Origin of the sequence: Flavobacterium rakeshii (assembly GCF_009741375.1) — a bacterium.
Lineage (GTDB): Bacteria > Bacteroidota > Bacteroidia > Flavobacteriales > Flavobacteriaceae > Flavobacterium > Flavobacterium rakeshii.
In genome coordinates this window covers 23,046-48,012 of record NZ_WOWP01000031.1, presented here as the reverse complement: position 1 = coordinate 48,012, position 24,967 = coordinate 23,046, and the positions used below count along the sequence as shown (strand labels likewise).

The window sequence follows — 24,967 nt, the reverse complement described above, 5'->3', positions numbered from 1 at the left end:
ATGAAAAAAGTAATATTCATATTGTTTGTTATTCTAGGTAGTTGTATGGAGCAGGCTAATACCGAAGTAAAAGAAAAGGTATACACCATAGCACCCGATATGAACCACTGGTCTAAAGATACACTGGGTAACCGGACAGAATCACCTCTGTTTGGTTATTACGGTGATAAAAACCTAATTGTAGATGAACAGGGAAAACTATTTTATTACAGTTATTCCCAAAACTATAATACAGACTGTATTTATGATAATACCATACCCAAACAGAAACTTATACATTTAAATCCTAAAGACTTTATTGAGTTAAATGATAATACGATAGAAGGGTTTATTGATCAAAACATCAATGATGCTGATATCCCGAAAGGTCAGTTCATAACACTTGTAATAGGAACAGCCAGAGACACATTTAACTCTGCTACTTTAACAAAAGCTCTTTCAAAACTGGAATATGAAAAAGTAGTGTATATGATAAGACCGTTAACCGAGGAAGAAAAAGTTGTTTTAGCATATTACAAAAGCGGAGAGCCATATTACCCGGCAAAAGTAATTTGGGATACTACAAAAGTAGTTTTGAACCGATAATTAAAAACTTACAGGTATGAAAGTCATATACATAGTTCTTTTATTTTTTTTCATTTCCTGTAAGGAAAATAAACCTACTGAAACTGATAAAACTACTTATTACACTACTGAAGCCATAAAAGAAAAAAATGAAAAAGAGTATCAGGTTAAACTTAAAGAATTTGATGATAAAGATTCTGGCAGTACAGAACCTGTATTAATACCCTATATATATGATGACCAATATTACTCCAACCATAATTTTATAATCGATTCCCTAAATCATATATATTACTTTTATCAATCACGTGCCTATATGCCTGTTTATTGTGGTACTGGTTTAGATCAGGGGCCGTATCCTGCTCCGTTTATAAACCTTTATCCTAAAGATATTATCGATATACCTGTTGATGATTTTGAAACTTTTTTTAAATCAAAAGTTATGGACTCCCTAAAACCGGAAGAGCGCATGTATATATACATTGGTTCACAAAAGGACTCATTTCAATCTGCCGAAGTAAATCAAATATTTAAAAAATTAGAAGGTGATGAAAAAAACAGACGTATTATTTGTCGCAGGACTACAGAAGAAGAAAATATTGTATTACAATACAAAAAAAGTGGAAAGCCTTATAATCCTGATACCATAAAATGGAACCCTGATTTAACAGATGTGCCAAAATAAAAAATCCCGGTACTTCCGGGATTTTTTATTTATTCTTCTATTATTACTCGTTCCGTTTTTGGTATTACTGTTATGCTATATGGAGTAGTAAGTGCCATACTTACGGTTTCGCCCTGTTCCGGTTTCCTTATGCTAACTTTTACAGTAGCAACATTACCTTCAACCATAACACTACGTACACCTATACTAAACCCACCCGATGATTTTTGTCCTAAAAAAAGGGCTACTACATTATTGGTATCAAAATCAACATTAGGAGCATCCCCTAGGTTCAGTTCGCTGTATAACGATTGTAAGTCGTCCTGATTGGTTATAACCATATCAGAGCGTTGTTCCCTACCACCGTAAGCCGACTGCTGTAAGATTTCAAAGCTTACTATACCTGTCGCATTAATATTATTAACAATGTTGATTCGGCATCCGGTTACTACCAAAAGCACGATAAAAAGGCTGGCTAGTTTTTTCATTATTTGTGTTTTAAGGCTTTTTTATATAATCTTTCGTATAAAGGTACGATATTCTGAATATCAAACTCCTGAGCCACTTTTAGGGCATTGTTTTTAAATTTAAGCAATATCTCGTCATCTTCCAAAATAGAGATGGCCCTTTTTGCCATAGTCTCTACATCGCCCACATCGGCAAGGTAGCCGGAATAGCCTTCCTTATTAACCTCCGGTAAACCTCCTGTATTGCTTGATATAACCGGAACCCCGTTTGCCATAGCCTCAAGCGCAGCAAGACCGAAACTTTCGGTTTCAGACGGCAGCAGGAACAAATCACTAAAACATAAAATCTCGTTGATCTCGCTACTGTTTCCAAAAAAGATAACCTTATCGGCAAGCCCCAGTTCATCACAAAGCTTTTCTGCAGGTTCTTTTTCAGGTCCGTCTCCTACAAGCATCAGCTTGGCAGGCATTACCTTTTGTACTTCGTTAAATATTCTTATCACATCCGGTATACGCTTCACCTTCCTGAAGTTACTGATGTGCGTAATAATCTTTTGCTTTTCGGTAGCCATCATAGAGCGATGACACGGAGAGTTTTCTTCCAGTTTCTTCTTATCTACCTCTATAAAGTTAGGAATAACCTCAATGTCCCTTTTAATATCAAAGAGCTTGTAGGTGTCGTCTTTTAAAGCCTGAGATACTGATGTTACCACATCACTGTGATTAATACTAAAACTTACTGCCGGTTTGTAGAACGGGTGATTACCCACAAGGGTAATATCGGTACCGTGAAGTGTGGTTACCATAGGGATTTTAATTCCCTGTTCCTTTAGCATCTTTTTAGCCATATACCCTGCATAGGCATGTGGTATGGCATAATGTACATGCAGAAGCTCTATACCATGCAGCTTTACCATATCTACCAGTTTACTGGAAAGAGCCAGTTCATAGGGCTGATAATGAAACAAAGGATATTCGGGAACGTGTACTTCGTGATAATGTAAATTAGGATTCAACAGGGCAAGGCGCACGGGCTGACTGTAGGTAATAAAGTGTATTTCGTGACCGCGGCGCGCCAGTTCCAAACCAAGTTCGGTAGCGACAACTCCACTACCACCAAAGGTTGGATAACAAACTATAGCGATTTTCATATAAGATTTAAACTAAATAAAGAGTAACGAAATTAAATAAAAAAAACGGTCGGAACCGTCTTTATTCAGAAATTAACGTAATAAATACCCTAATAAAAATTATTTTGATTTTAAATTGGCTTCATACAAATCAATCCACTGTTGTGGTGTCATTTTAGAAACCAACTCACCTATAAGTTCAAACGGAATGTTTTCGGGCTTTTTGAAGCGTATGCAACTTTTCCCCATATCCAGTTTGGTTTTAACATGTTTAGGATATTCGGCCACAAACCAGTCATAAAGCTCCTTATCAGCATATACCCCCATGTGGTATAAAGCCACAAAGTTTTTTTGGGAAGCAATACTCATAAAAGGCAACGGCAGCTTAGGATCACAATGATAGCCCGGTGCATAAGCAGAATGTGGTACTACCCACCCTATCATACCATACGAAATACCTTCCTGAAAACCCTTTGGCAAATTGCTTACAATAGTTTCACGAAGTTTCTCCATTACATCCCTTCTCTCTTCGGGGATGGCGTTTAGGTACTCTTCAACACTGTTGGCTTTATACTGCATATCCTTTGGTTTTATCGTTAATGACTATTTGATAACGGCATCCTGTATTATCTTTTGGATATCTTCCCTTATATTTTCTTTAGAAAGTTTGTTTTCTTTTGCTTCAGGGTATGTTCTGTTAGAAAGGAAAACATACACCACTCCGTTTACAGGATCGGCCCATGCCATGGTTCCGGTAAAGCCTGTATGTCCAAAACTCGATTTTGAAACACAGTCGCACGTAGGTCCCGGATTCTCAATTTGAGGTTTATCCAAACCAAGTCCTCTCCTATTCCCTTCCTCACAACCGTAGCAGGTATTAAAGGTATCAAAAGTTTCCTGAGAAAAGAAACGGTGTCCGCCATACTCACCTCCGTTAAGGTACATCTGCATGATCTTAGCAACATCAAGGCTATTAGAAAACAGTCCGGCATGACCGCCTACACCATCTTCCATTGCTGCCCCCATATCGTGTACATACCCCTGTATGGTTTGATAACGGAAGTAATTATCAACCTCTGTTGGCGGAATTAAACTCATATCCCATTTACGTAACGGGTTATAAGTAGTATGTGCCGCACCCAGTGGTTTATAAAAAGCCTCATCACTTAACACTGCAAGACTTTTTTTGTTAAGCCTTTCAAGGTATGTTTTAAGCAGAATGAATGTAAAATCACTATAGCGGTACTTCTTTTCGGCAAGCAGTTTACTATCGGCTATACGTTGTACAATAGTATCCGGATAATCTTTTCTAAGGTACAGCATCTCTGCCACCTGATTTGGGAATTCTGCCGAATAAGTATCTCTGTAATATTTTTGCGACGGATGATTTGTACTGTCTAGCGTTGCTACATAAAAAGGCATCCACGGCTGTAAACGTGCCTGGTGCAGTAGCATGTCTTTTAATATAATATCCTTTTTATCGGTATTTTTAAACTCGGCAAGCATATCACCCAGTTTGGCATCCATTTTAATTTTACCCTTATCATACAACTGCATTACGTGTGGTAATGTAGAGAGTATTTTGGTAAGCGAAGCCACATCATACGTATCAGCGTTACTAACCTTAGTATCCTTATCATAAGTATGATAACCGTATGATTTTTGGTATACCACTTTACCGTTACGGGCAACAAGCACCTGCAATCCCGGAGTCATATTACCATCAATGGCCTTTTGAGCAATAAGATCTATTTGAGTTAGCCTTGCTGCATCCATACCGGCATTCCCCGGAGTGGTAAAGCCCAGCCTGTATACCGTTTCGGTATCAATACCCGTATTAACCTTATACATACTGTTTATAGAAACAGGTAATTTCCCTTTAGCACCTACAGCTCCAAAAATAACTTCGGCAGCTACAGTTTCGGCAATAGTATTGTTCTGGTAAGCCAGTACTACACTTTTTATATTACTGAAGTCCTTAATTTGCATTAGTGCATAAGGCTTAACAAAGGCAGCAAGTATAACCGGTTTTTCTTTAGCTATTGCCTGAATCCAGTTGAGTTCTTCCTGTTTGAAATTATGGTTTTTCCATGCACCGTCTGCCTTATGGAAACCAATAATTACTTTAGTAACATCTTTTAGTTTTTGCTTATAAAGCGGTAATGACTCTTCTTCAAGGATAGTAATATCAGCATACGCCTGAAGCTTTTCTATAAAGTCATCATTATCAGCATCACCCATTTTTATATAGGCGATTTTTTCGTTTACAAGACTCCGAACAGGTAATATATTATCCTCGTTTTTAAATACGGTTACCGCATTTTCGTATAACTGGTAATTTAAATCATCGTAAGCATAATCGTTAAGGTCTGAATACAGATGATTCATATCTATAGGCTTGTAATTATTAAGTCCTGCCCTGTATTTATAAGCCAATATCTTTTTAACCGAATAAGCCAGTCTTTGCTCGCTAAGTACTCTGTTAGCGTAAGCTTCCTTAAACTTATCTATAGCAAGTGGTACATTTTCGGCAAACAGCAATACATCATTACCCGCTAAAAAAGCCTCAAGGTCTATCTCGCCCGGTTGCATATAATTACTGGCTCCTTTCATATTAAGGGCATCGGTAAAAATAAGTCCGTCATAACCCATTTCGTTTTTCACAATATTGGTAATCACATTGTATGATAACGACGTAGGGTAGTTCTCGGTAGCTTCAATACTAGGCACATTAAGGTGTGCCACCATTATACTGGCAAGCCCTTCCTTAAACAGTTTTTTGTACGGATAAAACTCTAAGTTTCTTAAACGTTCTTCTGTAAATGGTAAATATGGTAATGAATAGTGCGAATCAGAAGCTGTATCACCATGCCCAGGAAAGTGTTTCCCTGTTGCATATACACCCTGACTTTGTAGTCCCTTCATAAGGGCAAGAGCTCTTTCGGTTACGTTCTCTTTATCTTCTCCAAATGAACGGTTACCAATAATAGGATTTTCGGGATTAACATTGATATCTAATACCGGAGCAAAATTGAAATGGATTCCCATTCGGCGGGACTGCATTCCCATTTGTTCTCCCATTTTTTCAATAAGGCGCATATCCTGAACAGCACCAAGTGTCATATTCCACGGATAGCGGTAGGTGGAATCCAGCCTCATGCTTAATCCCCACTCGCCGTCTATACCTATAAAAAGAGGTGTTTTTGCTGCTGCCTGATAACGGTTGGTAAGCTTTGCCTGCCTAACAGGACCACCCTGAAAAAATATCAGTCCGCCTACCTTATAATCCTTAACAAGCTTTTCCACTTCCTGCTCATGAGCTGCATCCTTGTTAGAATATGCCGCAACCATAAACAGTTGTCCTACCCTCTCTTCAAAACTCATCGAATTATAAACACTATCAGCCCATTTTCGTTCGGCCTCCGTTTTATAATCGGTAAAGTCGGGATTGTACTGCGCAAAGGCAGCTTTTATCGTAAGAAGAAAAAGTATCGTGTAAAACCTCATTAAATATCTGCTTTTTAAAAATAACAAAATCATCACTATACTGGCGTAGAATGATGATTTACATACTAATATCAGTCCTTTTTAAAAGAAACGACTGTGCCAGCTCTCTCCTGCAGGTACCTCCCAATAATCCTGCCATTCTCCTACGGTATTCACAAGATTATTAAAAACGATGGTATTAGCGGAAACCGACTTGGCTTTTGCCATTTTCCTGAACTCAATAAGCGGTTTGTGAGCAATGTGCTCACCCTGCTTAAAGGTTACATTCATTTTATCCAGCAGGTCTACATCATATTTCTTTTCAAGCTCCTGTATAAAATGCACTGATGCATCTATAGAGCAACCTGTTGCTGCCTGACTATCCTGGTTAACAGCAAGAATAATAAACCTGTTATATTTTATTTGATAAGAGGCCTCTAAGCCCGAGCCATGTGCAGCCCAATTGCCTATAAAGACTTTTAACGCCTCATCTATTTCAGAAATCTCCTCGTCAGAGAATTTCCTGTTTGACTGATAAATCCAAACTCTGGATTCCTCAGGTAGTGTATCAAAGGGAACGTACATAATTAATTTTTATAAATCCTTCGCATTGGCAATTAGTTCTGCCACATCCATTACTTGAACATTCGCTTCCCTGTTCTTAGCCTTAACACCGTCGGTTAACATGGTATTACAAAACGGGCAGCCCGCTGCAATAATCTCCGGATTGGTTTCAAGGGCATCTTCTGTCCTTTCCACATTCACATCCTTATCCCCTTTTTCAGGCTCTTTAAACATCTGCGCGCCACCGGCACCACAGCAAAGCCCGTTACGACGGGAACGTTTCATTTCAACCAGTTCGGCATCCAGCTTTTCTATAAGGTCGCGTGGTGCTTCATATACATTGTTTGCCCTGCCCAGGTAGCATGGGTCATGAAAAGTAATTTTCTTACCCTTAAACTGGCCACCTTCAATTGTAAGTCTGCCATCATCTAAAAGCGACTTTAAAAACTCAGTGTGGTGAACCACTTCATATTTGCCCCCTAAACCGGGATATTCATTTTTAATCGTATTAAAACAGTGCGGACAAGCAGTTACAATTTTCTTAACCTCATAACCGTTTAGTACCTCAATATTCATCATGGCCTGCATTTGGAAAAGAAACTCATTACCGGCTCTCTTTGCAGGGTCTCCGGTACAACTCTCTTCGGTACCTAATACTGCAAACGGAACATTAGCCTGATTAAGTATCTTAACAAATGCTTTTGTTATTTTTTTTGCTCTGTCGTCAAAACTTCCTGAGCAACCTACCCAAAATAAAACTTCGGGTTGTTTACCCTGGGCCATCATTTCGGCCATTGTTGGCACTGTTAAATTTTCCTGACTCATATCTTATTCGTGTTTGCCATCGTCAAAAACCTGGATGGTCACTTCTTTTTCTACTAAATCTGTAAATTTTCCTCTGTAACGTGTAGCCTTAACAAGGTGGTTATCTATCCAGTGATAGTTACCTCCCCTTGGTTTACCCATAAGCATACCGTGGTATTTAAAGCCGTGTTTTTTTAACCACTCTTCGGTTACACCTCTATGCTCTTCGGTACGTGATGTGAAAAAGAAAATCACGTGTCCTTCATCATACCATTTATTAAGTGTAACTAAAGCATCAGGGTACACCTCGGCAGTTGCCATTCTTTCCGGCTCTTCATTTGGGATATCGTCACAAATAGTACCGTCTATATCGATAAGATAGTTTTTTATCCCCGGAGGAAGTACCGGACTCAAATGCTCACCGTTAATAGTTAACGGAAGTAAATTTTTATCTATTTCTTCTTTTTTCATTATGCTTCGTCTTTCCAGTTTAACCTATCCATCTGGCTATATTGCCATGGAGCACCATTGTTCTCCACATTCGTCATCATATTGTTAAGCTCTGTTGGGGCAGCGCTTTGTTCCATTACAAGATACCTTCTCATATCCATAATAATAGAAAGAGGGTCAATGTTTACAGGACAGGCTTCCACACAGCCATTACAGCTTGTACATGCCCAAAGCTCTTCCTGAGTAATATAATCGTTAAGTAGTGATTTACCGTCGTCTACAAACGTACCGTTATTAGCATCGATATTTCTACCTACTTCTTCTACCCTGTCTCTGGTATCCATCATAATCTTTCTTGGCGAAAGTTTTTTACCTGTAAGGTTTGCAGGACATGAAGATGTACATCTACCACACTCAGTACAGGTATAGGCATTCATTAACTGAACCCAGTTTAAATCCTGAACATCACTGGCACCAAACTTAGCCGGAGCCTCGGCAGCATCACCGGCAGGTGCAGCAAACGGATCGGCATTAGGATCCATCATTAACTTAACCTCATTTGTAACCGATTCCAGGTTATCAAACTGACCTTTAGGCTTAAGGTTAGCATAAAATGTATTAGGGAAAGCTAATAATATGTGTAAGTGTTTAGAGAAATACAGGTAATTCATAAAAATAAGGATACCTGTAATGTGCATCCACCATGCAGCGCGCTCTATAATGATTACAGTACCTTCGCTCATCCCGCTAAATATAGGCTCTATAAACTGAGATATAGGGAACGAACCGGCAGCTATGTAATGCTCTGCTCCTGCCATTTGTAAATGAAAATCGGCAGCATTCATGGTAAGGAACAATAACATTAGTACTGTTTCAAAGTAAAGAATAATGTTACCGTCGCTTTTTGGCCAGCCTTTAAGGTCACCATGAGCAAAACGCCATAGCTTAATTATGTTTCTCCTGATATAGAATATTGCAACAGAAACGATAACACCCAGTGCAAGTATTTCAAAAAATCCTATAAGAACATTATAAAAGCCTCCCATAAATGAGAACAGCCTGTGGGTACCAAAAATACCGTCTATAATAATTTCTAAAAGCTCAATATTTATAACAACAAACCCCACATAAACAATAATGTGCAGTATACCGGCAACCGGTCTTCTAACCATTTTAGACTGCCCAAGGGCTATTCTTGTCATGTTAGCCCAGCGTTCCTTTGGGTTATCGGTACGGTCTATATCCCTGCCCAGCTTAATGTTCCTGATTAGTTTTTTTATATTACGCGCAAAATAACCAAAGCCTGCGGCAAGTATAAGTACAAAAAGTATATTGTCTATATAGCTCATGTTATTGTAGGGTGATTATGTTATATATACCTCGTTTCCTTTATTCTTTAGTTTCGTTATAAGGTGTTGCTTTCTTTCCGAAAACCGAGAAATGCACATAGCGTTTCGGGTTATTTTTAAAGTCGGCAAGCAGCTCTTTCAGTTCGTTTGAAGCATCTGTAAGGTTATTGTACATAGCCTCGTCTTTCATTAGTTTACCTAATGTACCTTTCCCTGCCTGTACATCGGCAAGCATTTTATCTACATTATCAAGTGAGTTTTCCAGCTTTCTTACTGCCTCTCCTATGTTAGCGTTATTGATAGAATCGCTAATCTTGGCAAAGTTAGCCGAAGCTGTTTCCATATTAGCAATTGTACCATTGATTTTAGACTTGTTTTCAGACAGCATACCGTTAAGGGAATGTGAAGCATCGTTAAACTGCTCCATAGTTTGCCTCATCTCTGCAATAGCTATCCTAAGGTTTTGTTGTGTTTTAAGATCCATAACCTGATTTATGCTTGTCAATAGGCTATCAGCACTTACAACAGTAGCTTCTACTTTGCTTTGAAGCGGACCCAGTTTTTCGGTTACCATATCAATAGTACCCGGCTCTACTCCTGCTGTTAGATAATCTCCGTTTTCGGCAGCTACAGGATTGTTCATATCCGGAGCAATAGCAATTTTTCTACCTGCTATTAATCCCGGTGAATATAATACGGCACGGCTGGTTTTAGAAATAGGAAAATCAGTATCTACCTGCATTTCCACTTTAAGTTTACCGGTTTCTTTATCTATAGTTATGCCGTGTACCTTACCTACAGCAAGACCGTTTATAGTTACCTGTGCAGAAGGAGATAAATCTTCCACGTTATCATATACAACATAATATGTTTTGTAAGAATTAAATAAATCCTTACCATTTAAGAAGCTAAAGCCCCAAATAAATAATAAAACAGCACCTATAACTAATATTGCCGTTTTAACTTCTCTCGTTACTTTCAAAACTGATTATTTTAATAAAAAACAAATGTAGGGTAAATAAATAATTTTATTGCAAATATTATTTTAAAGCTTCGCTAACAGATATCTTTTTTCCATCCTTAAAGGCTACTAAAAATGCATCTTTATAACCTTTATCTTTAGCTTCACTCAATAGGTTTTTAGCCTCATTATAGTCAGACACCTCACCATAATAATAACGTACCATTTTCCCATCCTTAAGTTTACTGATATTGTTAAGTCCCTTAAAGTTAGATGGTGTAGTAGCAAGATTTGTAGTACTTGCAGAAATCTGAACCTTAAATACGGCTCCGTTTTTAGCAGGTTGTACAGCAGGCTTTACTTCATTTTTATCGTTATTCTTAGGAGTAGCTTTTACAGGTGATGCACTACCGGAAGAAAAATGTTCTTTTTTGTATTTAATTATGCTTTCCGCAATAGATTCTGACATATCTTTTTTCCCTTTATCAGAATTAAGGTAAGCTCCTTCTGATTTATAAGAGATAAAACCCATTTCAATTAATATACCCGGCATGGCAATACCGTGAAGCACCCAAAAAGGAGCATCTTTAACCCCCCTGTCATTACGTTTTAAACCACTGGTAAAGCCCTTTTGTACAGCTACAGCAGCGTCAAAACTTTCCTGCCTGTATGCTTCCTGCATAAGTTTAATAGCAATTAGGGTTTCTGGATTATTAGCATCAAAGTTTTTATAAACCTCTTTATTATCTTCAAGATCAACTACTGCATTCTCCTTTTTTGCCACCTCAAGGTTAGAGGCATTTTTGGTTAAACCCATAATAAAGGTTTCTGCCCCATGTGCTGTCCTTTTAGCCTCAGCATTACAGTGAATAGAAACAAAAAGATTTGCATCTGCTTTGTTTGCAATTTTAGGTCTGTCTATAAGCTCTATAAAAACATCTGTTTTACGGGTGTAAATAACTTCTATATCGCTTTCTTTCTCCAGTATCTTCCCTACTTTCAAAGCAACATCAAGCACAATATTTTTTTCTATATAGCTGCCATAGCTGGCACCATAGTCTTTACCACCATGCCCTGCATCTAGTACAACTTTAAATTTTTGGCTCCCCTGTCCGTAACCGGTTGTAAACACCATTATAAACAGAAATAGCCCAAGCATTTTTTTTATGTTCCCTTTCATTATCTTCTTGTTATTGTTCAGCTTAGGTTTATAATCAGATTTAGCAATTTTTTTTGGCAAAATTATTGTATGTTTGACACTTCAAAAAGTAAGCCATATTTTTACAAAAATAGCATTAAAACCGTTGCGCACAAACTTATTTCATATCGTTTTATCAGCAATTTTCCTAACAATTATGAGTTGGAATTCTCATGCGCAGGAAATTCGTAAAGAAGGTAAAGAGATACCTGCTGAGAATAAGGAAACTACCGAAATAGCTGAACCTAAACCTAATGACACACTTGAAGTATCATTACAGGAACCCGTTAAAAAGGTGGAAAACGACACTAATAAGAAAAATGGCGGTATTAATAATATTATTAAACGTAAAGCTTCAGATTATGAAGGGTACGATATGCGCACCAATATTGGTACTCTATATAACAATGCCGAAATTGAGTATGAAGATATGCTGCTTAAAGCCGGTATTATTAAGTACAATAAGGCTACTAATGAGGTTTTTGCCGGCAGAATAAAGGATTCTACCGGAACCTATTCTCAATATCCTTACTTTAAACAGGGCGGACAAGAAATTGAAGCCGACTCGATTCACTTTAACACTATTACTAAAAAAGCACGTGTTTGGAATACCCGAACAGATCAGGGTGAATTTAGAGTTAAGGGAGAAATAACAAAAAAAGAAAACGACTCCACTTACTATATAAAAAATGCTCATTTCACTACTTCTAAAGACATAGAAAATCCGGACTACGAATTTAGAACCGCTAAAATTAAACTTGTTCCTAATAAAAAAGTTGTTGTTGGAACAACTGTAATGTGGATTCAGGATGTACCTACCCCTATTGTACTTCCCTTTGGTTATTTCCCTATGACAAAAGATGCCGAATCAGGTTTTATAGTACCAACTTTTGGTGATAACAATAACCAGGGGTACTTTTTACAAAACGGTGGTTACTATTTTGCCATAAGTGATTACATGGACTTAGCCGTTACCGGTGATTACTACACAAACGGAAGTTATGGTTTAAGAGGACAATCAAACTATGCAAAACGATATAAGTTTAGAGGTAATGTAAATGTACGTTTTGAAAATATTGTACAAAGTGAACGCGGCTTCCCTGATTATTCTCGTGCAAGGCAGTATAATATACAGTGGTCACACAGCCAGGACTCTAAAGCAAATCCAAACTCAAGGTTTTCTGCCAGCGTTAACTTAGGTAGTAGCCAGTACTTCAGGCAGTCATTAAATACCGTAAACGTAGGTTCGAGTCTTAATAACACATTGAGTTCATCCATAAGTTATTCAAAAACTTTCCAAACCGTACCTCAGGTAAACATGTCGCTAACAGCCAGACACTCGCAAAATACAAATACCGAATCTATCACAATGAGCTTACCTACACTACAAGCCAGTGTAGATAGGATATTCCCTTTTGCATCTGCAGATGAGCCTAAAAAAGGTTTTATTAAAAATATAAATCTGCAGTATAACCTTAGAGGTGAAAATAGCGTAAATACTACCGACTCGCTTTTCTTTAAACCACAAATGTTTAAAGACATGAGAACCGGTTTACAACACAGTATACCTATAAGCACCAACTTTAAGATATTTAAATATTTTAGTGTTTCCACCGGTACAAACTTTCAGGAAACATGGGTTTTAAATACTATAAACAGGCAATACAACCCCACAAGCGGTAAAGTAGAAACTACAGATCTTAAAGGTTTTGATGCATATAGAACTTATAACTTTACTTCAAGTATAGGTACTACTATTTATGGTACGTTTAACTTTAATCCAGACGGCAAGATACAGGCAATACGCCACGTTATGAGACCATCGGTATCTTATAGTTATACCCCTTCTTTCGATCAGTATTATGATACATACAATACTGATGCGACACAAAATGAAAATTACGAAAAATACTATAGCCGATTTGAAGGTGGTCTTTTTGGTGCTCCCGGAAGAAATATCTCAAACAGTATAGGCCTTGGTCTTAATAATACTTTTGAAGCCAAAATGCGAAATGATGATGAATCATCAGATGAGCCTAAAAAAGTAATGTTGCTTAACAACCTTAATTTTACAACAAACTATAACATTGCTGCCGATTCGCTTGCTTGGTCACCATTGAGGATAACAGGTGGTACTGCGCTATTTAACCAAAAGCTTAACGTAAACTTTGGTGCCTCTCTTGACCCTTATGCATTAGACAACAGCGGAACCAGAATAGATACTTACAATATTAATAATGGCGGAAGTCTTTTCAGGCTAACAAATGCTAACCTTACACTAGGATATTCTTTTACAAGCCGTGGTGACTCGGGCTCTAAAAAGAATTCAGACAATCAAACAGCACGTAACGGTGGTCGTGAAGATGACCTATTTGGTTCGGGCACCGATATGAGTGACCAAAGACAAAGCATGTTTAACGAAGATGATGAAGATAAACCGGATAAAGCCGGAGGAACATTTTTTAATGCCGTTATCCCTTTTGATTTAAGGCTTGCCTATTCACTTAATTACAATAACGCCAGAAGACAAAAGGAAATTACAGGTAACTCCCTAATGGTGTCGGGTAATATTGATATTACACCTAAATGGAAAATGGGCTTTTCTACCGGTTACGACTTTGTAAATAACGGTATAACATTTACACAGCTTCGCTTTGAACGCGATCTTTCCAGCTGGCGTATGGACTTTAACTGGGTACCTAACGGATATAATAAATACTGGAGCTTCTTTATCGGTATTAAGTCATCTGTACTTAGCGATATTAAGTGGGATAAACGCCAGGTACCTGACAGAACTGTAGGTAACTAATAATCGTTATATAAATTTTACTGTTAAAACCTTAAATCTGATTTATCTGAAAACCAGATTTAGCATTATCATATAGTATGAAAAAAATAATTTTTACAGATAAGGCTCCGGCTCCTATAGGACCTTACAGTCAGGCTGTACTTAGCGGCGATACACTTTACACATCAGGACAAATTGCCATTAATCCTGCAAACGGAGAACTGGTACTTGATGATATTGAAACCGAAACTAAACAGGTAATGGAGAACATGAAAGCGGTTCTTGAAGCGGCAGACATGAATTTTAGTGATGTGGTTAAGTCAACTATCTTTATTAGTGATATGAATAACTTCGGGAAAATAAACGGCGTATACAGCGCTTATTTTGACGAAAAAACTGCCCCTGCCAGAGAAACGGTACAGGTAGCGTGCCTTCCAAAAAATGTTAACGTAGAAATTTCTATGGTTGCTGTGAAATAGCCTGCAAAAGCAGTTCTGCCGTGGCTGAGTTTGTAGCAAGCGGCACATTGTGCACATCACACACACGTATAAGCATATTAATATCCGCTTCGTGGGCATGGCTCGCAAGCGGATCTTTAAAAAAGAAAACCATTTGTGTTTTCCCTTCGGCTACCCTGGCGGCAATTTGAGCGTCACCGCCCAGTGGTCCCGAAAGCATTTTATTTACTTTAAACCCGGCTTTTTCTGCCTTACTGCCCGTAGTACCTGTTGAAACAAGATTAATATGCTCTTTATCCAAAAGAGGCTTATTCTTGTTTAAAAACTGTACCATTTCGGCTTTCATACCATCGTGGGCAATAATAGCAATTTCCATAGTATAGAGTATATATATATTGTTAGTTTAACTTGTGGAATTCAATAAGACCGTCAATAGGCCTTCTCAATACATTACCAAGTTTAAGTCCGTTTTTAGATAATACCTCTCCCAGTTCGGTTTTAAGGTAAAATGCAATCGAACCAACAAAGTGTACAGGCACCTCATGTGCGTTGTCGTACTGAGTGATGTAGCAATCTACAAAAGTTTGCATAGCATCAACAATAATTCCTTTTATGAAACTATCATCTTTATGTTGAATTAAAAACTTAGCAAAAGTAGCAAGGTAAGCATTTGGATTTGGCTCCTTGTACAGGTTATGCTTAATTACATCAGGGTCAAGATTATATTCTGCAGCAAATAGTTTTGCAAGGTTTTCCGGCATTTTATTAAAGTAATAAGCACGGATAAGATCCCTACCAAAACGGTTACCACTACAGTCGTCCATAGCGATATAACCTAATGATTGTACTTTTTGATGAAGTACTTCACCATCAAAGTAACTACAGTTAGAACCTGTACCTAATATACAAACAATAGATTTTTCTTTTGAAGGATTTGTTGCATAGGCAGCAGCATAAGTATCTTCCTGTACAGACACTTCGGCATTTGGAAAAAATTCAACAAAAATATCTGTCATAAATTTTTTCATCCTGTCTGTACCACAACCGGCACCATAAAAATATAAATGAGTTACATCTTTACGGTTGTTAGAAATATCAAAGCGGGCCTCAAGCCTTTGTATGGCTTCTTCCTTACCAATAACCTCAGGACTCAGTCCTAAAGTCTGCGTTGTAAAAAGCCGATTGCCATTATCATCAAGAGCAATCCAGTCGGCTTTTGTAGCACCGCTGTCTACTAGTAATTTCATCTTTAAAAATTAAGTGTGTTTTGAGTTAAGTTTGAGTTTTGTTATTATGTACTCAGCCTACCTTATATTATTATAGCGTTAAGTTTGAGTATGTAAAAATAAAAAAATCCCGTCTTTATCTTAAAAAGACGGGATAATATAAAAGTTATTACAACGAAGCAACGTGTACAGAAAGATCTATAAGCTTGCTTGAGTAACCATATTCGTTATCATACCATGATACAAGTTTAAAGAAAGTAGAGTTTAGACCAATACCGGCTTTAGCATCTACAATACTTGTTCTTGAATCACCAATGAAATCCTGAGATACTACATCGTCTTCAGTGAAACCAAGAATACCTTTAAGGTCAGTTTCAGAAGCGTTTTTAAGTACGCTCATAATTTCTTCGTAAGTAGTTTCTTTTTTAAGTTTAACTGTAAGGTCAACTACCGATACGTCTGCAGTAGGAACACGCATAGACATACCTGTAAGTTTTCCGTTAAGTTCCGGTATTACTTTACCTACTGCTTTAGCAGCACCTGTACTTGCAGGGATAATGTTAAGTAAAGCAGCCCTACCACCACGGAAATCTTTTCTTGAAGGACCATCTACAGTAAGCTGAGTAGCTGTAGTAGCGTGGATAGTTGTCATTAAACCTTCATCGATACCAAAGTTATCGTTGATCACTTTAGCAAGAGGAGCTAAACAGTTAGTAGTACAAGATGCATTTGAAACAATCTTATCGTTAGCTGTTACTTTATCGTGGTTAACACCCATTACAAACATAGGAGCATCTGCAGACGGAGCTGAGATAACTACCTTTTTAGCACCACCGTCAAGGTGAGCCTGAGCTTTCTCTAAAGTGGTGAATATACCTGTACATTCTGCAACTACATCAACACCTACCTCATCCCATTTAAGGGTAGCAGGATCTTTCTCTGCAGTTACACGTATGTGTTTACCATTCACATAAAGGTTACCGTCTTTTACTTCAACTGTTCCTTTAAAGTTACCGTGAACTGAATCATATTTTAAAAGATATGCTAAGTGATCAACATCAAGAAGATCGTTTATAGCTACTACTTCAACATTATCGCGGTTAATAGTTTCACGAAAGACGATGCGGCCGATCCTTCCGAAACCATTAATTCCTAATTTTACTGTTGCCATTTTGAATTAAATTGTTTTTTGTTGTTTATAGATACACTTATTATTAATTATATCGAAACAATATCCGATACTTTAATTAATTCTTTATCAATGTGAGATTTACCTTTAACAGCCATATCCAGCGGTGTAAGTTCTACCTCATCTTTAATAAGACCTACCATATAGTTTGATTTGCCTTCAAGCAGCGTTTCTACAGCTTTTACGCCCAGCCTGCTCGCCAGTACCCTGTCAAAGCATGATGGCGAACCACCGCGCTGCATGTGCCCAAGTATAGATACACGAACATCATACTCCGGCATGTTTTCCTCAACGTAATCTTTAAGTTCAAATACGTTTTTACCAATCTTGTCCCCTTCTGCCACTATTACAAGGCTTGAAGATTTACCCGATGCCTTACTCTTTCTTAAAGAGTCCAATAGCCTGTCAAGACCCATATCTTCTTCCGGAATTAGTATTTCCTCGGCACCTGCACCAATACCTGCGTTAAGAGCAATGTGACCTGCGTCACGCCCCATAACCTCAACAAAGAAAAGCCTGTTGTGAGAACTCGCCGTATCCCTGATTTTATCAATCGCTTCTACAACGGTGTTAAGTGCAGTATCATAACCCAGAGTGTGGCTTGTACCATAAATATCGTTATCAATAGTACCTGGTATTCCTATTACAGGGAAGTTATACTCTTCGTTAAAAATAAGTCCTCCGGTAAAACTACCGTTACCACCTATAATTACAAGAGCATCTATATTATTACTTACAAGATTTTCGTGAGCTTTTTTACGACCCTCAGGAGTCATAAACTCTTTAGATCTTGCTGATTTAAGAATAGTTCCTCCTTTATTAATAATGTTATTTACACTACGGGCACCCATTTCTTTAAAATCTCCTTCAATCATTCCCTGGTAACCACGGTAAATACCGGTACATTCTATATTATGATATGCGCACGCCCTAACAACGGCTCTGATGGCGGCATTCATTCCCGGTGAATCACCACCCGATGTAAGCACACCTATTTTTTTAATATTACTAGACATTTTTTAGTATTTAATTGTAAAACTAACAATTTTATACCATTATTTCACTATAATATATATTACATTATTAAATATGCAAGATTTCAATCGTTTTCGTTAATAAGTTTTTTTACATTTCAACATTGCGAAAATGAAAAAAGCGGATAATTCTGAAAAATCATCCGCTTTTTACGAAATATAAAATTTTATGGAAGAAAATTTACAATCAATACGGGTCTGGTACCCTTTCAGGGTCTTTTTCTTCTACATTCGTTTTTTTCTTATTCTTATCTCTTTCATTAATGAAGTTTAGATATTCAGGGCTCATTTCTGAATCAGGTATATCATTAGAATTATTATCGTCGCCCGATTTTTTTACCTGAGCAGTAAATATCTTTTTCCATAACTGACTGAACGTATTAAATCCTACCGAGTAACTTAAACCTATACCCTGGGTATAACCAATACCCTCACCTAAAAAGTTAATATCATTTTCCCTGTTAAACACACGGGCTTTAAGACTACCGTCGTCATTAAGGCGTAACTGCACCTCAACGTTACCTGCAATTACCGATTCGTTCACCCCGCCTACTGGTACACCCAACTGACCGTTAATGGTAATCCTGTCGTTTATCTGGCTGTTAAGCGTTAATCCCAATGTAGAATAGGTATCAGCATAAGGGTTACGTTCGGCACCGTTATACCTAAAGTCTACATTAATCTTACTGTTATCTTCCTTAAACAGGTTACTAAACATACCACTGGCAGTTTCAGTCAACGCACCATAGGCATTTACACTACTAGGACTAATAAAGCTACCTGTAGTTAATAATCCCAGTGCCTGTGTTTTCCTGTTGTTAGGATCACTCAACCTGTAATCTAAATCGGCTTTCATTACAGAGTTTACATTAGGGAATTCAATATTAAACTCAGGGTCAAAATTCATTATATTACCCGTAAGCAGTGTAACCACATTAATTTGTATTTTACGGTTATAAGCCGGATTTTCCAGTAGTACCGATGGGTTTGCCCATGTGGTATAAACCGCCTCTATATTAATACGTGCCCTAGTAGGGTCGCCATCCCAAACAATGGTACCTCCCGGTCTTGCAGTAAAGGTTTTATCAAATATCCCTCCGTATTTAAAGAAGTATTTACCTTTAGTTACCGAGAAATCTCCATTCATATCAAACTTACCAAGCGTATTGATTTTAAGCAGTAATGTACCATATCCCTGCGCCGAAAGGCTATGCCCGCTATCTTTATCAATAATAATATCAATAGTAGCATCGGGGGTAACATCAAAGTCAAAATCCATCTCAATACCATTAAAGGTTTTAGTCTTTACATAGGTACCGTTGTTAAGATTATTTTTCTCTTCCGGACTGTAATAATGTATATAAGGCACATCTCCATCAGATGATTCGTTCACATTGGTAATAGGTATTTTAATATTTGTACCTTTTTCTGATTTTGCATTTGCCTTAATCACCAGCGCACTTGTTGGTCCGCTAATACTTGCCTTGCCGCTAATAAATGCACGACCGTAAAACAACGTTCCTTCGCTATCTTCGGTATCAAGCACCAATACATTATCAAGAGCCTGTAAATCGAGAGCCAGTTTCCAGTCTTTAAAATAAGTATGGTTTATGTGCCCTCTAAGTATAGCTTTAGTATTGAACTTGGTATCTGTTAGCTCCATATCCCTAAAATACAGGGTATGTTCGGTAATATCTACAACGGCATTTTGTTCAAAATTATAATCGGTATTAAGATACCCTACCTTAAGCCCTCCGTTTTTCACGTATAGCCTACCGTCAATCTTCGGTTCTTTTGCCGGACCTGCAATGGTAGCCCTACCCGATGCCTGCCCTCTAATATCGGGAAATATGGATTTAAGGAATATCTCAAGTGGCTCTAAATCAAAATCACTAAACGTAGCATCAAGATCCATTTGTGTTTGTCCTTCAACAACATCAAGCGTACCTACCGTAAAGAAAGTCTCCTTATAATCTTTAACTATGGAAGTGTTAACCTTAAACTGCCTCAACGATTCGTTACCCATAACATTAAGACTAAGATCTCCCAGCTTGTGTTTGTTTAAAGACAATGTGTCTATATTTATTTTAGCCGATGGCTCATATATCTTTTTCTGCTGTTTAAAACTTACCTGACCATTAAGCTTACCACCAAAATCAAGACTATCAATACTTGGTGTTACCTTATGCAGGTCTACATCCTTAAAACTTAACCTTAAATCTTTATAGGTAGAATCCTTCATCACACCTGCAAGCTCAACTTTTTGATTTTTGTGAGATAAAGAAATCTTATCAATAGTGAAATCAGTTAGTTTTTTATTAAATACAAGTTTGTTGTCTCGGGTATCATCCTCATTAAGATACCACATGTATTCTTTAAAATTAACCTCTGATTTTTTTAAACCTACAACCGATTTGTTTTCCTCATCAATAGTATGATAAAGATTAAGGTTAAAGAAATCCTGATTTTTATTACCTCCTTTAAATTTAGTTCTTACGTGTAGCGTATCGTTTTGAGTAATGTTAATAAGTTCAAAATCAGAAATTTTGTACCTTTTTACTCTCATGCTATCTACATTTACATAAGCATTGTAAAGCGGATTCCTGTTATCTACATCAAGATTTATATTATAGAAAACATCTTTAAACGCCTCAATGTTTGGCGAATCAAAATCAAGTTTAAATATACCTTCATCCCCATTTATCCTTCCTTTTAAATGCGTATCCTTACTAATGGAAACCCCAGGCAACAGTATACCTACAATTTTATCGTAAATATTAAAATGAAAGTTTAAAAACTGACCGGATTTAATTTTATTTGGCGAATAGTTAGCATAAAGACTACCCAATGCATTTTCTACCAAATCAGGTATTTCCTTAGTATAAAACTTACCTCTTACTCTACCTTCTATAATATCGGGTGAATTTATGGTAATAGTTCTTACAGCATCTTCATCAAAAACTGACTCTAACTGAAAGTCTTCAAAAAAGTAATTACCATAACTGTTTTGGTAAGACAACTGGGTAACTTCGAGCTTGCCCGCAAGATCATCCAGATTATTACCTTTTGCTTTAAAATTAAAGTCTCCTTTAAATATGGATATAGTATCGTTTTTAACCAGTTTAAGCAGGGCTAAGTCGGCATAATCAACAGCAGCGTGGAAATCATATTCTTTAGTTTTCTTACTCATGTCAACAAGTCCGTTAAACGACATGCGTAAGTTTTCATCATTACTGTTTACTATCCCTTTAAAGTATGGCCATTTCATACGCCCGTCTATATCTACTTTCTTGTAGTTATAGCCGTTAAACACCATTTGTTTTATATCTCCCTTAACAATAGTATTTAGCGATTGCTTATTAAAGCCTCTACCTTCTACTTCTAAATGTGCTGTGGTACTTTTTAATCCTTTTTGGTCAAATAGTTTTCCAAGGTTCAGCCTGTCAGTATCAATAGTACCCGTATAAGTAGCAATATCGGGCTTATTAAAATCTTTGATAGATAGGTTTGTGGTAGCCTCACCCAGTTCACTACCCATATAAAGGTTTGTGGTCAGGTCGGTTTTGGTAAGTACCACGTTACCTGTTAGATTTACCATCCCCAGATTTTCCAATACCGGAGGCAAACTCTTACCCAGTATCCTGGGCATTATATCCCTAAGGTGAAGGTAGTTTGATGTGATACGGTCAAAATCACCATTCATATAAAAGCCCGGTCCTGTTTTATCAAACAGGTTCCTGAAGTTTACCGTACCTATAATTTCCGATTGCTGGGCATCCAGCAGTTTAAGGTTGTATAGTATAAAGTTGTTAAGCGGACCTTTTAATGTGGTTGATAAATAGAACTTTTGGTTGTCTCCAAACTCATCATAAAAATAATTAAGCTCGTTAGACGATACATTAGCCCTGTCTACCTTAAAGTCAAACTCTACCTGATTAAGGAAGTCGCGCATTTTCTCGCGAGTGTAGGTAAGGGTCACATCACCTTTTAAGGCCGACTCTGCCGTTACTAGTTCCAGCTCCTTAAGTTTTATATTGGTTAGGGTATATGAGAACTGCGCCTTTAAGTTCTTTACAAAAAGCCCCCTGTGATCCAGTAGCGATAGCTTTTGAATATCTGCCGATATATCACTACCCTTAATATAAAAGTCTTTTAATTCGCCATTAAGCTTTTGGAAATCCAGGGCTTTTGGCGTATTGGTATTTTCGTTTGTAAGACGGAATCTTCCGTTCTCCACATATACCTTGCCCGATTTAAGCCTGAATTTACCCGACCCCGGCTGACCATTATCAAACGATTTTACAAAAATATCAAGGCTTGAGCTGTCTTCCCCCTTGTAGGTTTTCATGTGTACGTTAAGGGCATCGGCTTTTATCTCTCCAAATTCCAGCCTGCTGTTTGCTACATTTTTAAAGCTAAGCAGGTTTGTTTGTAATCTGTTGGCCGATATAAGCGTATCATTATGGTGGTCCATAATAAGCACGCCTTTAAGCTTAACACTACCAAAAATAGTAATAGCAACCTTATCTACAGTGATGTGTGTACCAAACTGTTTATTAAGGCTGTTAGTAGCTATACGCCCTATTTGTGTTTGTACAAAAGGAAGCGATAACGCAATAGCGAGCAGCAACAAAAACAGGATTATTCCTATTATGGTGCGAATAAGTATTTTTTTAAATTTTTTGATACTGCTATTTGTTTTAATTTTGCGTCTGAAAAGGGATTTGTGCAATTTAATGCAAAAGTAGGAATTTTTAACCTTTGTTTAAATTGCTTTAACCCAATTTTGTAATTCAAAATCCGTGCCTAAATTATGCAGGAAAAACCCACATATATATTAGCCATAGAAAGCTCGTGCGACGATACGGCTGCCGCTATATTAAAAAACGACAAAGTACTCTCTAATGTTGTGGCCAGACAGGCCGTACATGAAGAATATGGTGGTGTAGTACCCGAACTGGCTTCGAGGGCACACCAGCAAAACATTGTACCCGTTATAGATGTAGCCCTAAAAAAAGCCGGAGTTAAGCGCGAAGAACTATGTGCAGTGGCTTTCACACAGGGACCCGGGTTAATGGGATCGCTGCTTGTGGGGAGTTCGTTTGCCAAGTCGATGGCTATGGCATTAAACGTGCCTCTTATAGCGGTAAACCATATGCAGGCACACATACTGGCGCATTTTATTACCGAAGAAGGTTTTGATAAGCCTGAGTTTCCTTTCCTGGCTATGACCATTAGCGGAGGACACACGCAAATTGTTAAGGTTACCGATTATTTTACCATGGAAGTAATTGGCGAAACTACAGATGATGCTGTGGGCGAAGCTTTTGATAAAAGTGCCAAAATATTAGGACTGCCTTATCCGGGCGGACCGTTAATTGACAAATATGCTCAGGAAGGTAATCCAAAAGCATTTCAGTTCACCAAACCGAAAGTACCCGGACTTAATTTCAGTTTTAGCGGACTAAAAACCCAAATCCTGTATTTTGTACAGAAACAAACTGCGGAAAACCCCAACTTTATTGAGGAAAACCTACAGGACATTTGTGCATCCATACAGTACACCATTATCAATATCCTGATGGATAAGATAAAACTTGCCGTTAAGGAAACCGGAATTAAAAGTGTTGCTATTGGCGGAGGAGTTTCGGCAAACAGCGGTATACGAAAAACACTTAAGGATGCCGAAAAGAAATACGGATGGAAAACCTTTATTCCAAAATTTGAATACACTACCGATAATGCTGCCATGATAGGCATTGTAGGCTACCATAAATACCTTAAAAACCAGTTTAACGATGCCACTGTGGTATCTAAAGCAAGGATAGAACTTTAATATGCAGTTATTTTATACTCCACAGCTTACAGCAGAAGATACTTCCTTTACTTTTGATAAAGACGAAAGCCGTCATATAGTTAAAGTATTACGTAAAAAGGAAGGCGATACTATTAACATTACCAATGGAGAAGGTATATTATTTATTGCCGAAGTTGCTTTTGCTAACGAAAAGAAATGTGAGGTTAAAATAACCAAAAAGGAGTTTTTTGAACCTATGCCTTATTACCTGCATCTTGCTGTAGCACCTACCAAGATGAACGATCGCTATGAATGGTTTTTGGAAAAGGCTACCGAAATTGGTATCAACGAGATTACACCAATTATTTGTGAGCATAGTGAGCGTACCAATGTAAAGACCGACAGGTTTGAAAAAATACTGCATAGTGCCATGAAACAGTCGGTGCAGTTTTATATGCCGAAACTAAACGAGCCTATATCGTTCAATGATTTTGTGGAAGCTACCGAAAAGGATTGTAAACTATACATAGCACACTGTGAGGAAACCGAGAAGAAACTTCTTAAAAACGAACTCTCCCCAAAGGAAAAGATTACCATACTTATAGGCCCCGAAGGAGATTTCTCACCAAAGGAAATACAGCTTGCGCTAAGTCGTGGTTTTATACCGGTATCACTGGGTAATACCCGCCTGCGTACCGAAACTGCTGCCGTAGTAGCCGCACACAGTGTAGCATTTACAAACGAATAAATAAACACATACATCAGGTGAGGTACTTGGCATTAAACTCTGTGGCGTAAACAAATTAGAGAATAAAGCGTTAATAAGCATCCGCTGTTT

The 24,967-nt window shown here is 37.7% G+C and carries 21 protein-coding genes; 6 read left to right on the top strand and 15 right to left on the bottom strand.

Annotation, left to right across the window (positions count from 1 at the left end; genetic code table 11):
- Together GN157_RS09330 and GN157_RS09325 are read left to right on the top strand one after the other, a co-directional pair.
- Window positions 1-585, top strand: coding sequence for a hypothetical protein (locus GN157_RS09330; RefSeq protein WP_157483145.1), 585 nt, complete (start codon window positions 1-3; stop codon window positions 583-585).
- A gap of 16 nt (window positions 586-601) precedes the next feature.
- Entirely contained in the window at window positions 602-1,249 is a 648-nt protein-coding gene (locus GN157_RS09325; RefSeq protein ID WP_157483144.1) for a hypothetical protein, read from the top strand.
- Between the two features lie 29 nt (window positions 1,250-1,278).
- Here the strand turns inward: GN157_RS09325 and GN157_RS09320 are convergent, their stop codons facing one another.
- The 10 genes from GN157_RS09320 to GN157_RS09275 form a co-directional block, all read right to left on the bottom strand.
- Window positions 1,279-1,716, bottom strand: coding sequence for a protease complex subunit PrcB family protein (locus tag GN157_RS09320; protein WP_157483143.1), 438 nt, complete (start codon window positions 1,714-1,716; stop codon window positions 1,279-1,281).
- Complete coding sequence (bshA, locus tag GN157_RS09315; protein WP_157483142.1) at window positions 1,716-2,846, bottom strand: N-acetyl-alpha-D-glucosaminyl L-malate synthase BshA; 1,131 nt, start codon at window positions 2,844-2,846, stop codon at window positions 1,716-1,718. The genes GN157_RS09320 and bshA overlap by 1 nt, the downstream gene beginning before the upstream one ends.
- Window positions 2,847-2,945: 99 nt before the next feature.
- Window positions 2,946-3,404, bottom strand: coding sequence for a DUF1801 domain-containing protein (locus tag GN157_RS09310; protein ID WP_157483141.1), 459 nt, complete (start codon window positions 3,402-3,404; stop codon window positions 2,946-2,948).
- Window positions 3,405-3,428: 24 nt separating this feature from the next.
- Entirely contained in the window at window positions 3,429-6,332 is a 2,904-nt protein-coding gene (locus GN157_RS09305) for a glycoside hydrolase family 3 N-terminal domain-containing protein (RefSeq protein ID WP_157483140.1), read from the bottom strand.
- A gap of 81 nt (window positions 6,333-6,413) precedes the next feature.
- Window positions 6,414-6,896, bottom strand: a complete 483-nt coding sequence (locus GN157_RS09300) for an ABC transporter ATPase (protein WP_157483139.1) — start codon at window positions 6,894-6,896, stop codon at window positions 6,414-6,416.
- Window positions 6,897-6,905: 9 nt separating this feature from the next.
- Window positions 6,906-7,700, bottom strand: coding sequence for a (Fe-S)-binding protein (locus GN157_RS09295; RefSeq protein WP_035133651.1), 795 nt, complete (start codon window positions 7,698-7,700; stop codon window positions 6,906-6,908).
- Window positions 7,701-7,703: 3 nt separating this feature from the next.
- Window positions 7,704-8,150, bottom strand: coding sequence for an LNS2 domain-containing protein (locus GN157_RS09290; protein WP_035133649.1), 447 nt, complete (start codon window positions 8,148-8,150; stop codon window positions 7,704-7,706).
- Window positions 8,150-9,478: a (Fe-S)-binding protein gene (locus tag GN157_RS09285; RefSeq protein WP_157483138.1), complete on the bottom strand. Its 1,329-nt coding sequence runs from the start codon at window positions 9,476-9,478 to the stop codon at window positions 8,150-8,152. The genes GN157_RS09290 and GN157_RS09285 overlap by 1 nt, the downstream gene beginning before the upstream one ends.
- A gap of 40 nt (window positions 9,479-9,518) precedes the next feature.
- On the bottom strand, window positions 9,519-10,460 hold the full coding sequence (locus GN157_RS09280; protein WP_157483137.1) for an MlaD family protein: 942 nt from the start codon (window positions 10,458-10,460) through the stop codon (window positions 9,519-9,521).
- A 58-nt stretch (window positions 10,461-10,518) separates the two neighbouring features.
- Window positions 10,519-11,619 carry an N-acetylmuramoyl-L-alanine amidase family protein gene (locus GN157_RS09275; RefSeq protein ID WP_157483136.1) on the bottom strand — a complete coding sequence of 367 codons (1,101 nt, stop codon included), beginning with the start codon at window positions 11,617-11,619 and terminating at the stop codon, window positions 10,519-10,521.
- A gap of 175 nt (window positions 11,620-11,794) precedes the next feature.
- On the opposite strand from GN157_RS09275, the gene GN157_RS09270 reads away from it, so the two are divergent.
- Together GN157_RS09270 and GN157_RS09265 are read left to right on the top strand one after the other, a co-directional pair.
- The gene (locus GN157_RS09270; protein WP_231749107.1) at window positions 11,795-14,446 is read left to right on the top strand and encodes a putative LPS assembly protein LptD; all 2,652 of its coding nucleotides are present in this window, start codon (window positions 11,795-11,797) and stop codon (window positions 14,444-14,446) included.
- Between the two features lie 77 nt (window positions 14,447-14,523).
- Window positions 14,524-14,904: a RidA family protein gene (locus tag GN157_RS09265; RefSeq protein WP_157483135.1), complete on the top strand. Its 381-nt coding sequence runs from the start codon at window positions 14,524-14,526 to the stop codon at window positions 14,902-14,904.
- Here GN157_RS09265 and GN157_RS09260 read toward each other — a convergent pair.
- The 5 genes from GN157_RS09260 to GN157_RS09240 form a co-directional block, all read right to left on the bottom strand.
- Window positions 14,885-15,259, bottom strand: coding sequence for a methylglyoxal synthase (locus tag GN157_RS09260; protein ID WP_157483134.1), 375 nt, complete (start codon window positions 15,257-15,259; stop codon window positions 14,885-14,887). The genes GN157_RS09265 and GN157_RS09260 overlap by 20 nt on opposite strands.
- A 22-nt stretch (window positions 15,260-15,281) precedes the next feature.
- Window positions 15,282-16,130 carry an N-acetylglucosamine kinase gene (locus tag GN157_RS09255; protein WP_157483133.1) on the bottom strand — a complete coding sequence of 283 codons (849 nt, stop codon included), beginning with the start codon at window positions 16,128-16,130 and terminating at the stop codon, window positions 15,282-15,284.
- Window positions 16,131-16,278: 148 nt separating this feature from the next.
- A complete protein-coding gene (gene gap / locus GN157_RS09250) occupies window positions 16,279-17,280 on the bottom strand; it encodes a type I glyceraldehyde-3-phosphate dehydrogenase (RefSeq protein WP_157483132.1) in 1,002 nt (333 codons plus the stop codon).
- Window positions 17,281-17,327: 47 nt separating this feature from the next.
- On the bottom strand, window positions 17,328-18,314 hold the full coding sequence (pfkA, locus tag GN157_RS09245) for a 6-phosphofructokinase (RefSeq protein WP_157483131.1): 987 nt from the start codon (window positions 18,312-18,314) through the stop codon (window positions 17,328-17,330).
- A 205-nt stretch (window positions 18,315-18,519) separates the two neighbouring features.
- A complete protein-coding gene (locus GN157_RS09240; RefSeq protein ID WP_231749106.1) occupies window positions 18,520-22,962 on the bottom strand; it encodes a translocation/assembly module TamB domain-containing protein in 4,443 nt (1,480 codons plus the stop codon).
- Between the two features lie 183 nt (window positions 22,963-23,145).
- Here GN157_RS09240 and tsaD point away from each other — a divergent pair, with 183 nt between their 5' ends.
- Both tsaD and GN157_RS09230 read left to right on the top strand, forming a co-directional pair.
- Complete coding sequence (tsaD, locus tag GN157_RS09235) at window positions 23,146-24,168, top strand: tRNA (adenosine(37)-N6)-threonylcarbamoyltransferase complex transferase subunit TsaD (RefSeq protein ID WP_035133636.1); 1,023 nt, start codon at window positions 23,146-23,148, stop codon at window positions 24,166-24,168.
- Window position 24,169: 1 nt separating this feature from the next.
- A complete protein-coding gene (locus GN157_RS09230) occupies window positions 24,170-24,877 on the top strand; it encodes a 16S rRNA (uracil(1498)-N(3))-methyltransferase (protein ID WP_157483129.1) in 708 nt (235 codons plus the stop codon).
- Window positions 24,878-24,967: the final 90 nt, after the last annotated feature.

Bases quoted from the DNA above. Each gene is read 5' to 3' on its own strand.
- GN157_RS09330 (WP_157483145.1), top strand. From the start codon at position 1: ATGAAAAAAGTAATATTCATATTGTTTGTTATTCTAGGTAGTTGTATG.
- GN157_RS09325 (WP_157483144.1), top strand. From the start codon at position 602: ATGAAAGTCATATACATAGTTCTTTTATTTTTTTTCATTTCCTGTAAG.
- GN157_RS09320 (WP_157483143.1), bottom strand. From the start codon at position 1,716: ATGAAAAAACTAGCCAGCCTTTTTATCGTGCTTTTGGTAGTAACCGGA.
- bshA (WP_157483142.1), bottom strand. From the start codon at position 2,846: ATGAAAATCGCTATAGTTTGTTATCCAACCTTTGGTGGTAGTGGAGTT.
- GN157_RS09310 (WP_157483141.1), bottom strand. From the start codon at position 3,404: ATGCAGTATAAAGCCAACAGTGTTGAAGAGTACCTAAACGCCATCCCC.
- GN157_RS09305 (WP_157483140.1), bottom strand. From the start codon at position 6,332: ATGAGGTTTTACACGATACTTTTTCTTCTTACGATAAAAGCTGCCTTT.
- GN157_RS09300 (WP_157483139.1), bottom strand. From the start codon at position 6,896: ATGTACGTTCCCTTTGATACACTACCTGAGGAATCCAGAGTTTGGATT.
- GN157_RS09295 (WP_035133651.1), bottom strand. From the start codon at position 7,700: ATGAGTCAGGAAAATTTAACAGTGCCAACAATGGCCGAAATGATGGCC.
- GN157_RS09290 (WP_035133649.1), bottom strand. From the start codon at position 8,150: ATGAAAAAAGAAGAAATAGATAAAAATTTACTTCCGTTAACTATTAAC.
- GN157_RS09285 (WP_157483138.1), bottom strand. From the start codon at position 9,478: ATGAGCTATATAGACAATATACTTTTTGTACTTATACTTGCCGCAGGC.
- GN157_RS09275 (WP_157483136.1), bottom strand. From the start codon at position 11,619: ATGAAAGGGAACATAAAAAAAATGCTTGGGCTATTTCTGTTTATAATG.
- GN157_RS09270 (WP_231749107.1), top strand. From the start codon at position 11,795: ATGAGTTGGAATTCTCATGCGCAGGAAATTCGTAAAGAAGGTAAAGAG.
- GN157_RS09265 (WP_157483135.1), top strand. From the start codon at position 14,524: ATGAAAAAAATAATTTTTACAGATAAGGCTCCGGCTCCTATAGGACCT.
- GN157_RS09260 (WP_157483134.1), bottom strand. From the start codon at position 15,259: ATGGAAATTGCTATTATTGCCCACGATGGTATGAAAGCCGAAATGGTA.
- GN157_RS09255 (WP_157483133.1), bottom strand. From the start codon at position 16,130: ATGAAATTACTAGTAGACAGCGGTGCTACAAAAGCCGACTGGATTGCT.
- gap (WP_157483132.1), bottom strand. From the start codon at position 17,280: ATGGCAACAGTAAAATTAGGAATTAATGGTTTCGGAAGGATCGGCCGC.
- pfkA (WP_157483131.1), bottom strand. From the start codon at position 18,314: ATGTCTAGTAATATTAAAAAAATAGGTGTGCTTACATCGGGTGGTGAT.
- tsaD (WP_035133636.1), top strand. From the start codon at position 23,146: ATGCAGGAAAAACCCACATATATATTAGCCATAGAAAGCTCGTGCGAC.
- GN157_RS09230 (WP_157483129.1), top strand. From the start codon at position 24,170: ATGCAGTTATTTTATACTCCACAGCTTACAGCAGAAGATACTTCCTTT.